The sequence below is a fragment of the Chryseobacterium sp. MA9 genome, assembly GCF_024399315.1.
Lineage (GTDB): Bacteria > Bacteroidota > Bacteroidia > Flavobacteriales > Weeksellaceae > Chryseobacterium.
In genome coordinates, this window is sequence record NZ_CP075170.1 from 2,178,408 (window position 1) to 2,191,736 (window position 13,329).

General features: G+C 38.4%; 11 protein-coding genes. 6 read left to right on the forward strand and 5 right to left on the reverse strand.

All coding sequences use genetic code 11. The features are described 5' to 3' along the window. Window positions 1-12: 12 nt before the first annotated feature. The 3 genes from KIK00_RS09840 to KIK00_RS09850 form a co-directional block, all read right to left on the reverse strand. Complete coding sequence (locus KIK00_RS09840) at window positions 13-939, reverse strand: malate dehydrogenase (RefSeq protein WP_047420928.1); 927 nt, start codon at window positions 937-939, stop codon at window positions 13-15. A gap of 117 nt (window positions 940-1,056) precedes the next feature. Beyond that, the gene (locus KIK00_RS09845) at window positions 1,057-1,608 is read right to left on the reverse strand and encodes a biliverdin-producing heme oxygenase (protein ID WP_255816379.1); all 552 of its coding nucleotides are present in this window, start codon (window positions 1,606-1,608) and stop codon (window positions 1,057-1,059) included. 20 nt (window positions 1,609-1,628) lie between these two features. Further along, window positions 1,629-3,827 (reverse strand): ATP-binding protein, encoded by a 2,199-nt coding sequence (locus KIK00_RS09850; protein ID WP_255816380.1) that lies wholly within the window; start codon window positions 3,825-3,827, stop codon window positions 1,629-1,631. Between the two features lie 380 nt (window positions 3,828-4,207). Here KIK00_RS09850 and KIK00_RS09855 point away from each other — a divergent pair, with 380 nt between their 5' ends. The 6 genes from KIK00_RS09855 to KIK00_RS09880 all read left to right on the forward strand — a co-directional run bounded on the left by KIK00_RS09855 (window position 4,208) and on the right by KIK00_RS09880 (window position 11,436). Next, complete coding sequence (locus KIK00_RS09855; RefSeq protein WP_255816381.1) at window positions 4,208-5,257, forward strand: linear amide C-N hydrolase; 1,050 nt, start codon at window positions 4,208-4,210, stop codon at window positions 5,255-5,257. A gap of 194 nt (window positions 5,258-5,451) precedes the next feature. After that, window positions 5,452-6,618 (forward strand): porin, encoded by a 1,167-nt coding sequence (locus KIK00_RS09860; protein ID WP_255816382.1) that lies wholly within the window; start codon window positions 5,452-5,454, stop codon window positions 6,616-6,618. A 20-nt stretch (window positions 6,619-6,638) separates the two neighbouring features. Then, a complete protein-coding gene (locus KIK00_RS09865) occupies window positions 6,639-8,069 on the forward strand; it encodes an anion permease (RefSeq protein ID WP_114822595.1) in 1,431 nt (476 codons plus the stop codon). Window positions 8,070-8,085: 16 nt separating this feature from the next. Further along, entirely contained in the window at window positions 8,086-8,742 is a 657-nt protein-coding gene (locus tag KIK00_RS09870) for a succinate dehydrogenase cytochrome b subunit (protein WP_255816383.1), read from the forward strand. An 11-nt stretch (window positions 8,743-8,753) separates the two neighbouring features. After that, on the forward strand, window positions 8,754-10,670 hold the full coding sequence (locus KIK00_RS09875; protein WP_255816384.1) for a fumarate reductase/succinate dehydrogenase flavoprotein subunit: 1,917 nt from the start codon (window positions 8,754-8,756) through the stop codon (window positions 10,668-10,670). Between the two features lie 13 nt (window positions 10,671-10,683). After that, window positions 10,684-11,436 carry a succinate dehydrogenase/fumarate reductase iron-sulfur subunit gene (locus KIK00_RS09880; RefSeq protein WP_255816385.1) on the forward strand — a complete coding sequence of 251 codons (753 nt, stop codon included), beginning with the start codon at window positions 10,684-10,686 and terminating at the stop codon, window positions 11,434-11,436. Window positions 11,437-11,709: 273 nt separating this feature from the next. On the opposite strand, the gene KIK00_RS09885 is transcribed toward KIK00_RS09880, so the two are convergent. Next, window positions 11,710-12,297, reverse strand: coding sequence for a cyclase family protein (locus KIK00_RS09885; RefSeq protein WP_255816386.1), 588 nt, complete (start codon window positions 12,295-12,297; stop codon window positions 11,710-11,712). 149 nt (window positions 12,298-12,446) lie between these two features. Further along, window positions 12,447-13,301, reverse strand: coding sequence for a GLPGLI family protein (locus tag KIK00_RS09890; protein ID WP_255816387.1), 855 nt, complete (start codon window positions 13,299-13,301; stop codon window positions 12,447-12,449). Window positions 13,302-13,329 lie beyond the last annotated feature (28 nt).

The window sequence follows — 13,329 nt, forward strand, 5'->3', positions numbered from 1 at the left end:
GCCGGATAATCATTAAAATTTAAGATCTCCGTTCACCTCTCTTACTGCATTAGCAGCTTCAGCGAATTTCAATTGCTCTTCAGCAGTCAATGTTACATTTACGATTGATTCTACTCCGTTTGCTCCGATGATAGCAGGAACTCCTAAACAGATATCGTTTTGTCCGTACTCACCTTCAAGCATTAAAGAACATGGGATCATTTTCTTTTGGTCACATGCAATCGCCTGAACCATTACAGAAACTGCTGCACCTGGAGCATACCAAGCAGAAGTTCCTAATAATTTCGTAAGAGTAGCTCCTCCTACTTTAGTTTCTTCGATTACATATTTTTGTTGATCTTCACTTAAGAATTCAGTTACAGGAACTCCATTTCTTGTAGCTTTGCTCAATAATGGAAGCATACCTGTATCACTGTGAGCAGCAATTACCATTCCGTCTACATCAGAAATTGGAGCTTCTAATGCTTCAGCCAATCTGTATTTGAATCTTGCAGAGTCTAATGCACCACCCATTCCGATGATTTTGTGCTTAGGAAGACCTGAAGTTTTGTGAACAAGGTAAGCCATAGTATCCATTGGGTTAGAAACCACAATAATGATTACTTCCGGAGAATGTTTTACTAAGTTTTCAGTAACGTCTTTCACGATACCAGCATTGATACCGATCAATTCTTCTCTTGTCATTCCAGGTTTTCTTGGGATCCCTGAAGTGATTACTGCTACATGAGAACCTGCAGTTTTGCTGTAATCTCCTGTTGTACCCGTAATTTTTGTATCAAATCCGTTAAGAGATGCTGTCTGCATCAAATCCATTGCTTTACCTTCAGCAAACCCCTCTTTAATGTCTACCAAAACTACTTCTGAACAGAAGTTCTTCATTGCGATGTATTCCGCACAGCTTGCTCCTACAGCGCCTGCACCTACTACAGTTACTTTCATATTGTTACTTTTTAAAATTATTTTTTGTTAGTTAAGTTTAAATTTGAAACTCCCCAAATTTAATAATTCCTGAAAAAATGCGCAATTTTTCAGGAATTTAATTAGAATTAAAATAAATTAGTTGACGTTCAGTAAAAACGTGTACAGCTTTTTCGCACCAGAAAGTACTTCATGGTAGTTTTCCTCAGCTACTTCCGTATCCAGAACTTCCTTAAAATTTTTCCACATAGGGCCTGTATTTTCCTGATAACATCCGAAAAAGTTGAAAGTAACCTCATCAAATCCTTCCGTTTTAGAAAGCTGTTTGGCAATTACATTCCCACCAAGCGTAGAACCTTCAATCACATACATCGCGCCAAGCGCTTCATGCTCATTGCTGAATTCAAGATTGTGGGAAGCGGACTGATTTTCCAGAGAAAGGCTTTTCAGGTCTTCTTCAATAAGGAAAAGTTTTTTTCTTGCATCAAGCTGAAGTTTTTCTGCATACTTATCAGAAAGGCTGCTGAAGATTTTATCTTCACTGTGAAGAAGCATCAGGTAATTAGTATGGATGATTTTTTTATAATCCTCTAAGGTGAAAGTCTTGTTAAAAATCTTTTCAGAATTAAAAAGTTTCTCTGCCGCATCGTGATAATCTGCTGTATTCTGTTTAAGATATTCTGATACCATAAATAACGTTTAAAAGTTTCTCAAATATAAGGCTTTTTGAACGTTAAAATAAAGGACGTTCCCTCACTGCTGCTTTCATAATCCACATTTCCTCCTATTCTTTTCATAATACGGTATACAATAGACAGCCCTACTCCGTTTCCTTTAAATTGCTTGGCGTTATCCATCCTGTTGAAAATTTTAAACATCTTATGCTTCTCCTCTTCAGGAATGCCAATACCGTTGTCTGAAACCCTGTAAATAATAGTCTGCCCATCTTCTTTTCCTTCAATTTCCACTTTCGGAAGATCTTTGTGAGAAGAATATTTCACGGCATTATTGATAATATTAAGGAATACCTGATGAAGCATCGTTTTATCAGCCAGTACATCCGGGCATTCCTTAATGATAATTTCACTGTTTGGACTGCCATAGGTCATCTTGGCATTTTGAGAGATTTTCTCAATAGTATGAGCCGTTTTCAGACTTTCAAGCTGTATTTCACTATGCTTGGCACGGCTGAGCTGCAGTACATCATGCATCATTTCCGCCATATTATCTATTTCCTCAATAATCGTATTGATCTTGATTTTGCTTTTTATAGAATCACTGGTAAGATTTCCCAGCAGCATCTGGGCATTTAGTTTCATCACCGTCAGTGGAGTTCCTAAATCATGAGAAATGGTATATGAAAAACTGTCAAGCTCTTCATTCACTTTCTTAAGCTCATCATTAAGCCTTTTGATCGCATTATAATTTTTGTGAGAGGTTTCTAAAATCAAATCCCTTACAGCCTGTACAGCACTTATATTTCTGGAATTCCATCTTTTAGAATTCCCTTTGATATTTTCTGTAAAAATACGGAAGGAAGTTCTCGGCGATATCATCTGCCTTTCCTCTCCGTTTTGAGAAAATACACCGATCTTTTTCTCAGGATTCCCGGCCCAGTTGATATGTTCATCAAACTCTTTTCGGAACCAGATCAGCATTTCATTCTTATCTCTTTCAATAAAATAAATAATGATACCTGCTGCATTTTTAGGCAGGTCCAGTTTCTCATCGTGATCCTTAAGGAAACTACGACTCACAAAGATCTGTTCATTCGTATTCTCAAGCGCCCATTGTACAATTCTGCTGAGACTTTCCGGATTGGGAGTACTGCCGTCTGTTATGATGCTTTCATCTGAAACAATAGCAAGTCCGTCTGCCTCCGGTAAGTTTCTGATCTCCGTTTTACATTCAACAAGAGAATCGAACAGGTTATTATGTTTTAAAAACTCCGTTTTAAGCTGAGACACTTTCTCATTCAGTTCCAAACGGTAGTTCAGCTCGCTCTTGGATTTAAAAGATGAATAAGCATTAGCAGCCAGAGCAGTGAAAATTCCGGCCTGTACTCTGTCCTCAAGGTCAATATGCTTAGGTTCTACATTCTGACAGGTTACCAGTCCCCAAAGATGATCATCAATAATAATTGAAACACTGAAGCTTGAAGCTGCTCCTGAATTTTTAAGATATTGCCCATGAATAGGTGACATTCCTCTGGATGCTGAAAAAGTGAGGTCAATATTTTCAGGACTTCTGCTTAAAATAGGAACCGTCTCCGCATATACATTGCTGAAGATTCTTTTTCTTTTTTTCAGATAAAGCTCACGTGCCTGTTTTGGAATATCAGATTCCGGATAATGAAGACCCAGAAAACTTTCCATATTCTCATTTTTCTTTTCGGCAATTACTTTTCCTGAACCATCCATCATGAATTTATAGACCATCATCCGGTCATAGTTAACCACCTTCGACAGGGTTTCCAGAAGATGATTCCAAAGCTCTTTTTCATTATCGATGATATAGAAGTTATCATATTTATTTGAAATCCTTTTATTGGGATTAATCAAAACTTCTTCAAATTCCATGAAAATATAGAGTTCACTTCTGAAAACAGAAAAATGGTACTCTGTATCATCAATAAAAATCTTATCAAAATAAGTTTCATTCTTCCGTCTGGTAAATTTATCCAGCGAAGTATAGATTTCTGAATCAATAATGCTTTGAAAACTTTCCGGAAAGTCAGTAAGCTTTCTTCCGAATAGTTTCTCTGAACTCCCGATCTTAAATATATCCGAAATATTCCTGCTAAAAAAAGTAATGGTACGGGACTCCGCATCAATGCCAATCAAATAACCAAAACTTTGTATAGAACCCGGAATATGGATAGGTTCTTCATGGCATTCTATAAAATTCATATATCTCTTCAGTCTATCAATCAAATATAGCGTTTTTTGGAACAGCTTTCTATTTTGTGGTACCTAATTTCAAAGTTCTTTACCCAATAATTTGTAAAGTATATCTCTATGAAAACCAAAGTAAAAAGACATTACACTATTCTTCATTTTCATCTCATTTTTATGAGATATCTTTATAAGATACGAAAAAAAATCCAATAACCATGTTTTTCACTCTTTAACTATGATTCATAACATGAATTACACATTATTAACCTTAATAATTGTTTTATTTAAACAATTTTATCTAAATTTATATCACCAAACAATGAATATGATCAAAATTAATTGAATTATTCACAATAAATTCAATAAAAAATTTAAATTCAAATAATACTATTATGAAAAAGTTCCCATTAATTTTATTTTCTCTGATCCTCTCTATAGGATTATGGAATCCATCAGAAGCATGTACAAGGGTAGTTTACAAAGGGCCTCAGAATACCATTATTACAGCACGTTCTATGGACTGGCGGGACGAGATCCCTGCCAACCTGTGGGTTTTCTCAAAAGGAATAGACCGCAACGGACTGGTAGGCTCTAAATCTGTAAAATGGACTTCCAAATACGGAAGCCTCATCAGCTCTTCCTGGGATATTGCTTCAGCAGACGGAATGAACGAAAAAGGACTGGTTGCCAACCTGCTTTGGTTAGGAGAATCCCAGTATCCGAAGTTTGATGGAAAAGGAAGTAAAAAGGGACTTGCCATATCATTATGGGCACAATATTATCTCGATAATTTTGCTACAGTAAAAGAAGCAGTAGAATTTTCACGAAAAGAACCATTCGTTATTGTAAGTGATTATATTCCGGGAACAGAAAGATTTACGACAATCCATCTTTCCATTTCAGATGCTTCAGGAGACAATGCTGTATTTGAATATATTGACGGTAAACTGGTCATTCATCATGATCCGTCTTATACCGTAATGACCAATTCTCCTGTTTTTGAAGAACAGCTGGCCCTTAACAATTACTGGAAAGGAATTCCGGGAACGGTTATGCTTCCGGGAACCAACCGCGCTGCCGACCGTTTTGTAAGAGCTTCGTATTACATCAATGCAATTCCGCAGACTGCGGATACCCGTACAGCGGTAGCCAGTGTTTTCAGTGTGATCAGAAACTGCTCTGTTCCTTACGGAATCACTTCAGCAACGGAACCTAATATTTCGTCAACAAGATGGCGTTCTGTCTCAGATCAGAAAAACCTTGTGTATTATTTTGAAACGGTTTTCACACCGAATACTTTTTGGGTAGATCTTAAAGATTTCGATCTGAGCCCTAAAGGAAAAGTGATGAAGCTGGATCTGAGTAACAATCGTACCTATAACGGTAAATCCAATACCGAATTTAAGGAATCTGCACCGTTTACATTCTTAGGATTAAAATAAATATTTCACCACAAAACATTTATACGCTTAAGTAAAATAATCTGCCCTTGCAGATGAAAGGACCTAAGTATGCCGCACTATGATTCAATGGGTGACCATTCCCCTTCTCTGGAGGGGTGGCAAATCAAAGATTTGACGGGGTGGTTTAGCAATAGTGGTAAAATAAAGTTTACAATAAAAAAACAAAAATAGATATGGCCTTTTTTTCGATTAAAAAGAAAAGCCTGATCCTGTGCATGCTGGCCTGTGGATTATCAGCTTATGCACAAAATCAGGATTCTCTGAAAACCACACCTCCTCCACAGGAAGAAGACAATGTAAAATATCCGCAGCTGCAGATCAAAGGCCTTTTTCAGGCACGTTATCTGGTAGGGATGTCCAGGGATGTTGATGTCAACGGACTTCATCATACCGATGGTTCCGGAACTGATAATAATTTCATGCTCAAATACATGAGGGTTCAGGTTCGGGCGCAGATCAGTAAACGCACAGAAGTAGTTGTCTTAGCCAACCTTGCGGACTTTAAAAATGATCCTAAAAGCAGAGTTCTTGAAAACGCTTATCTGAAGTATACTTTCAATCCCAAATTAGCCATTACCGTAGGGCAATTCAGACCTTGGTTCGGTATTGAAGAAACTTATCCTATTGATATTATTAAATCTTTAGACTGGTCTAATCAGTATACGGAATTCGGAAAACTGGGCTGGACAAGTTTCCAGATCGGAATGTCTGCCACAGGACAGCTTCAGTTGGGAGAAATTCCTTTCCAATATGCTGTTTCGGTAGTCAACGGAAATGGAAAAAACCAGATCAATGATAATGATAACGGAAAGCAGTATTCTACCCGCCTTGTCTTCGGATTATCCAAAAAATACAATTTCAATGTAGGTCTGAACGGAGGTATTGGGGAAGTTTTCAGCAAAAAAGTATACGCACTGGGAGTAGATCTGAGCTCATTGATTCAATTTGATCCAAAATGGAGTCTTGACATGCAGCTGGAAGCCAAACAAGCCACCAACCATGTTCTGTACAACTCCATTGCCCCTGAATTGCGACCTGAGAATCCAGATCAGTATCTGATCCGAGGAGCTTATTTCCTTCCAAATCTAAGATATGAGATCAACCATAAAAATCTCAGTGCCTTCGAATTATCCTGCCGTTACGAATACCTTGATACCAATTTCAGAATGGCTTCCAACCCAAGACAAACGATCACTCCTATGTTCGGATTGGAATTTCTGAAAAATTATGGAGCAAGAATTCAATTGGGAGTTCAGTTTGACCGTTACAAATATCAGGTGGAAAACACATCACAATACAATAACAATCTATTCATTGTCCAGGTACAAAGTAGGTTTTAAACGATTAAATAGTTAGTATCATGAAAGAAATTAATATCAAAAACGTAGCGATTACATTTGTTGTTGCGTTAATAATATGGTTCATCCCTGCTCCGGAGGGTGTGGCTGAGAATGCCTGGCATCTGTTCGCCATCTTTGCGGCAACCATTTTAGGCATTATTCTTAAAGCAGCTCCTATGGGCACAATGTGTATGATGGCCATTGGTTTTACAGCCCTTACACAGGTAGTAGCTCCGGGAGACGCAGGGAAATCCATTACCAAAGCTCTTTCCGGTTTTGGAGACAAAGTAATCTGGCTGATCGGGATCTCATTCTTTATTGCCAGAGGATTTATTAAAACGGGACTTGGAAACCGTATTGCCTTTCTATTCATCAGGGTTTTTGGTAAAAGTTCATTGGGATTGGCTTACGGATTAGGATTGGCCGATGTTTGTCTGGCACCTGCCATTCCGAGTAATACAGCAAGAGGTGGTGGGATTATCTATCCTATCATGAAATCCATGGCGATAAGTTTTGATTCTGTTCCTGAGAAGCCGGAAACGCATAGAAAATTAGGATCATTTCTTACTTTGAACAGTTACTATATGAACCTCATCGCTTCTTCTATGTTCCTTACCGGGACAGCAAGTAACCCGATGTGTCAGAAATTTGCCGCCAACCTTGGTATTGATATTACATGGATGTCATGGGCTGCAGCAGGTTTCATTCCCGGCGCAGTAGCATTTTTTGTTGTTCCTTTGGTACTGTACAAATTATATCCGCCCGAACTGAAAAAAACAGGTGATGCTCCGAAAATGGCAGCTCAAAAATTAAAAGAAATGGGACCTATTTCCAGAAACGAATGGCTGATGCTGCTTGCATTTTTCATTCTGTTAGCTCTTTGGATATTTGGCGGAGCACTTTCTATTGATGCTACTACTACGGCATTCATCGGATTAACATTATTGCTGTTAACTTCAGTATTAACCTGGGAAGATGTAAAAGGTGAAAAAGGAGCGTGGGATACTATCGTTTGGTTCGCAGTACTGGTGATGATGGCAAGTTCTTTAAATGAATTGGGATTCATTGGTTGGTTCAGTAACCTTATCAAAGTACAAATTGGAGGTCTGAGCTGGCAGGTAGCCTTCCCGGTTATTATTGTAGTCTATTTCTTCAGTCACTATATTTTTGCAAGTGCAACAGCTCACGTAGCAGCCATGTATGCAGCATTATTGGGTGTAGGGGTTTCTTTGGGAATTCCTCCAATGCTATTAGCGATGATGCTAGGTTTCATGGGTTCCATTTATGGTGTACTTACCCATTACGGACACGGTCCGGCTCCGGTATTTTTTGGAAGCGGATATGTAGATCTCAAAGCCTGGTGGGTCAGAGGTCTTGAAATAGGAATCGTTCTATTGATCATTTACATGGTTGTAGGAGGATTGTGGATGAAAGTCTTAGGATATTATTAATTTTTAAATCAAAAATATGTTATCAACATTGTCAAGAAAAATGCTGATGTGCCTTACAGGACTCTTTTTGGGATTCTTCCTGTTGATTCATTTTCTCGGAAATCTTCAGCTTTTTCTTCCACAAGAACAGGCACACCTGCAATTTAATGCGTATTCGCATTTTTTATCAGGAAATATTATTATCAAAATAGTTTCTTATGTTTTGTATGCCAGCATCATTCTACACGCCGTAGACGGGCTGATTATTACTTTAAAAAATAAAAAAACCGGTGGCGGTTATCAGTCGGACAGACGTGGAAGAGCCAGTAAATGGGCTTCCAGAAATATGGGAATCCTCGGAACATTAATCCTGATTTTCCTGGTGATCCATTTTCAAAATTTCTGGTATATCTACAAATTCGGGAATCCGCCTTTGGATGAAAACGGAAATAAAGATTTATACATTCTGGTAGTGAATGTCTTTAAAGAATGGTGGTACGTTATCATTTATATTTTATCAATGATCGCATTGTGCTATCACCTGATTCATGGGATACACAGTGCAGTAAGAACTCTGGGATTATATCATCCTAAGTTCGTGCAATGGTTCAAAACTATCGGAATTGCTTATTCAATCATTATCTGTGTAGGTTTTGCATTGATGCCGGTGTATGTATTCTTTACTTATCATTAAACAGAACGGTCATGATTTTAGATTCAAAAATACCACAAGGCCCATTGGAACATAAATGGGAAAATTATAAAAAGAAAGCGAGACTCGTAAATCCTGCCAACCGTAAAAAACTGGATGTAATTGTTGTAGGAACGGGATTGGCGGGAAGTTCAATTGCTGCTTCTTTGGGAGAAATGGGATATAATGTCAAATCATTCTGTTTCCAGGACAGCCCGAGAAGAGCGCACTCTGTGGCAGCCCAAGGAGGTGTGAATGCAGCCAAAAATTATAAAAACGATGGCGACAGTGTGTACAGAATGTTTGTAGACACCTTGAAAGGAGGAGACTTCAGAGCCCGTGAAGCCAATGTATACAGAATGGCAGAATGTTCTCTGAACCTCATCGACCAGGCTGTAGCTCAAGGTGTGCCTTTCGGCAGGGAATATGGAGGATATCTGAACAACCGTTCCTTCGGAGGGGTTCAGGTGAGCCGTACTTTCTATGCAAGAGGACAAACAGGACAACAGCTGCTTCTGGGAGCTTATCAGGCTTTGATGAGACAAGTTGGAAAAGGTTCTGTACAATTATTTTCAAGGCATGAAATGCTTGATCTGGTCACTATTGACGGGAAAGCCAGAGGAATTATCGTAAGGAATTTAGACACAGGAGAAATTGAAAGACATGCAGCCCATGCTGTAGTATTGGCAACGGGAGGTTACGGAAAAATTTATTATCTGTCCACACTTGCTATGGGTTGCAATGGCTCTGCAATCTGGAGAGCCCATAAAAAAGGAGCGTTAATGGCTTCTCCAAGCTGGATTCAGGTACACCCTACTTCTCTTCCACAATCCGGAGATTATCAGTCTAAACTGACCTTAATGTCTGAATCATTACGTAATGACGGACGTATCTGGGTGCCACTGAAAGAAGGTGAAAACAGACCTCCCAATGATATTCCTGAAAATGAAAGAGATTATTACCTTGAAAGAAGATATCCGGCGTTCGGAAATCTTGCTCCGAGAGATATTTCGTCCCGTGCAGCCAAGGAAAGAATTGATGCTGGTTTTGGAATCGGGCCGTTGAAAAATGCAGTATATCTTGATTTTTCAAAAGCAATACAGGAACAGGGAAAAGATAAGATTAAGGAAAAATATGGGAACTTATTCGATATGTATCTTAAAATAACAGGATATGATGCGTATAAAGAACCCATGATGATCTCCCCGTCAGCACACTTCTCAATGGGCGGACTTTGGGTAGATTATGAGCTGATGACTACTGTTCCCGGATTGTTTGCTTTAGGTGAAGCTAATTTTGCGGATCACGGAGCCAACAGATTAGGAGCCAACTCTCTTTTACAAGCTTCCGTAGATGGCTATTTCATCGCACCTTACACCATTGCAAACTATTTGGCTGATGAAATTCACACCGGAAAAATTTCACCGGATACGCCTGAATTTGAACAGGCAGAAAATGCCATTAAAGAACAGATTCGCGATTTTATCAATATCAAAGGAACTAAAACCGTTGATTATTTCCACAAAACACTAGGAAAACTCCTGTACGATTATTGCGGATTGGCCAGAAACGAAGAAGGACTGAAGTATGCCATTCAGGAAATCAGAAAACTAAAACAGGAATTCTATAAAGATGTAAGAGTTTCCGGGCAGGGAGACAAAATGAATACCGAACTGGAAAAAGCAGGCCGTGTTGCCGACTATTTCGAAATAGGAGAACTGATGTGCTATGATGCCTTAACCCGCAACGAATCCTGCGGGGCTCATTTCCGGGAAGAATTCCAGACTCCGGACGGAGAAGCCATGAGAAATGATGCTGAATACCAATTTATCTCCGCATGGGCATGGGCTGGTGAAAATAGTGAACCTGAACTGATTAAGGAGCCTTTAACCTTTGAAGAAATTCAGCCAACGGTAAGAAGTTACAAATAAAAAACAGAAAATTATGGATTTACATCTTAAGATATGGAGACAGAAAGACAGAAAAAGTGAAGGAAAACTGGTAAGTTATGACTTGAAAGGATTGAATTCTCATATGTCTTTCCTGGAAATGCTGGATACACTAAACGAAAAATTGATCATTGAAGGTGACGAGCCTGTAGAATTTGATCATGACTGCCGTGAAGGGATCTGTGGGCAATGTGGTATGATGATCAACGGGATTGCCCATGGTCCTCTGAAAAACACAACTACCTGTCAGCTTCATTTACGGTCTTTTAAAGATGGGGAAACGATTCTGATAGAACCTTTCCGTGCTGAAGCTTTTCCTGTAAAGAAAGATTTAAAAGTAGACCGCTCTGCTTTTGACAGAATTATATCTTCGGGAGGTTTTGTATCTGTAAATACAGGTCAGGCTCCTGATGCCACCGCCATTCCGGTAACTCATCAGACTGCTGAAGAAGCTTTTGATTCCGCAGCCTGTATCGGATGTGGAGCTTGTGTTGCTACCTGTAAAAACGGAAGTGCAGCATTATTTACCTCCGCAAAAATCACCCATATGGCACTTCTTCCTCAGGGGAAAGAAGAACGAAGCAAAAGGGTTCTGGATATGGTAGCTCAGATGGACACTGAATTATTCGGACACTGCTCCAATACAGAAGCCTGTGAAGTGGAATGTCCGCAAGGAATTTCCGTACTCAATATCGCCAGAATGAATTTTGAGTACAGCAGAGCCTTATTTTTCAGGAAAAAAGCTTAGATACACAAACGAAGAACGCTAAAAATGATAATGTTTGAAAGGGTAATTTGCCAATGCAGGTTTGCCCTTTCTTTTTTTAATTACTTTCTATTCGTTCATCATGGCCACTACCCTTGCCGGAGCTGCAGAACCGCCAACAATCTTTAACGGAAATACACAGATTTTAAATCCGGATGGAGGCAATGCTCCAAGATTGGTAAGCTGCTCAATGTGTAAATATTCTTTTTCAATTCCTACACGGTGCCCTTCCCAAAAGAATTCTGGATCATTGAGTTATTTGGCTTTTTTAGCCATATATCTTAAAGGAAGATCCCAACCCCACTGATCAATTCCCATCACTTTTACGCCCTGATCAATCAGCCATTCTGTCGCTTCTTTGCTCATTCCCGTTCCTTTTTCTACAAAATCTGAGGTCCCCATCATTTTATCACGGTCTGTTCTGATCAGTACAATATTTCCTTGCTGTATCGTGATTCCGTTTTTATCAAGGTCTTTTTTAAGATCATCAACTGTGATAGTCACAAAATCTTCTTTATGAGTACAATTGATCACAATTCCATCTCCAAAGCACCATTCCAAAGGAATCTGATCTATGGTTTTAGCCGGTTTACCTTCTACTACAGGGCCATAATGCCATGGAGCATCAATATGAGTGGTGGCATGAAGTCCCATATTTTTGATAGTATCATCTGCCCAGCCTGTCCAGTTTTTAGGAAAAAGCCTCGCTGGAAGTCTTAGCGCCAGACGAATCAGCCAATGCGATTTCCGGTGTGCTTTATGTTTGATTTTCACCCTCATAAACCAAGGATCTCCTGCATTGTATTGAATGGGTTTTGTCAGATCAACAATTCTTGTTTTCATATGATTTAGGCTAAGAAGCAAAGATAGCAAATACGGCAAAAGCATTGTTGATTCTTGAATAAGAATAATCTATTTTTTAACAAAACAAGATTTCAGATTCTTGAATGTTTGTTTGAGTTACAATCTGATCAGTATACGAAAAAAGATTACTAATCTTTTTCTAATTCTATCGGGTTTTCATATTTTTTGTTTTCTTCTCTTTCCTTTTCTCTCTGTCGTACCATTTCCTGACCTTTTATAATTGTTGTTCCATAACTTGCGAGTATAGCAGCAGAATTGGCATCAGCATTTCTTAATGCTTGTTTTAATTTTTGCTGTGTGGTTTCGATTGCTTCATTATATCGGCTTTTCCTAATGGTAATTAATTTACCTTTCAATTTAGAATCAGATACGGATTTTACCAATTCAAAATCATAATCTCCTTTTTCATCCGTTATTTTAACAATTAAACCTGGTAATCCGCTGAATTTATATGGACCATAGGGTAACGGAATTTCGGGGGAATACCAAGCAATCCAGTTTCTTCCTTTAAAAGTAACTTCAGCTCTTTTACAATTGATTGTATTAATTATTTTAGATTCATTAATAAGTTTCCAATTCTTTATTATGGGCTCTTTATAAGTAAGTAAAGACATGACAACTGGTGCAAAATATTGTATAGTTTCATTGGATTGTATTACAGTAAAGTGAAAATTAGTTTCAGGAGTTGATGTTCCATTTTTAATACCAAGGGTAATGCTTCCGTCTGAATTATGTGTGGTTACTCTTGAATTATCTAATACAGAATCCCTTTTAAGAGAATTCTTACTAGCAAAAAATGCACGATTTTCCCCTATTAATAATGTAAAAAACTCTTCATGTCTATAATCAGTTCGTATATCAAATTTAGCTTTTAACTGATAAGTAAACTCACCACATAAAGTATCCTGTTTGTATGATTGGGTAAAGAATATAGCACTATAAAATAAGATGAATAGTTGAAGTATTTTTTTATGGTAATGCATAGGGTTTTTCATTATAAAAATAAAACTG

Bases quoted from the DNA above. Each gene is read 5' to 3' on its own strand.
- KIK00_RS09840 (WP_047420928.1), bottom strand. From the start codon at position 939: ATGAAAGTAACTGTAGTAGGTGCAGGCGCTGTAGGAGCAAGCTGTGCG.
- KIK00_RS09845 (WP_255816379.1), bottom strand. From the start codon at position 1,608: ATGGTATCAGAATATCTTAAACAGAATACAGCAGATTATCACGATGCG.
- KIK00_RS09850 (WP_255816380.1), bottom strand. From the start codon at position 3,827: ATGAATTTTATAGAATGCCATGAAGAACCTATCCATATTCCGGGTTCT.
- KIK00_RS09855 (WP_255816381.1), top strand. From the start codon at position 4,208: ATGAAAAAGTTCCCATTAATTTTATTTTCTCTGATCCTCTCTATAGGA.
- KIK00_RS09860 (WP_255816382.1), top strand. From the start codon at position 5,452: ATGGCCTTTTTTTCGATTAAAAAGAAAAGCCTGATCCTGTGCATGCTG.
- KIK00_RS09865 (WP_114822595.1), top strand. From the start codon at position 6,639: ATGAAAGAAATTAATATCAAAAACGTAGCGATTACATTTGTTGTTGCG.
- KIK00_RS09870 (WP_255816383.1), top strand. From the start codon at position 8,086: ATGTTATCAACATTGTCAAGAAAAATGCTGATGTGCCTTACAGGACTC.
- KIK00_RS09875 (WP_255816384.1), top strand. From the start codon at position 8,754: ATGATTTTAGATTCAAAAATACCACAAGGCCCATTGGAACATAAATGG.
- KIK00_RS09880 (WP_255816385.1), top strand. From the start codon at position 10,684: ATGGATTTACATCTTAAGATATGGAGACAGAAAGACAGAAAAAGTGAA.
- KIK00_RS09885 (WP_255816386.1), bottom strand. From the start codon at position 12,297: ATGAAAACAAGAATTGTTGATCTGACAAAACCCATTCAATACAATGCA.
- KIK00_RS09890 (WP_255816387.1), bottom strand. From the start codon at position 13,301: ATGCATTACCATAAAAAAATACTTCAACTATTCATCTTATTTTATAGT.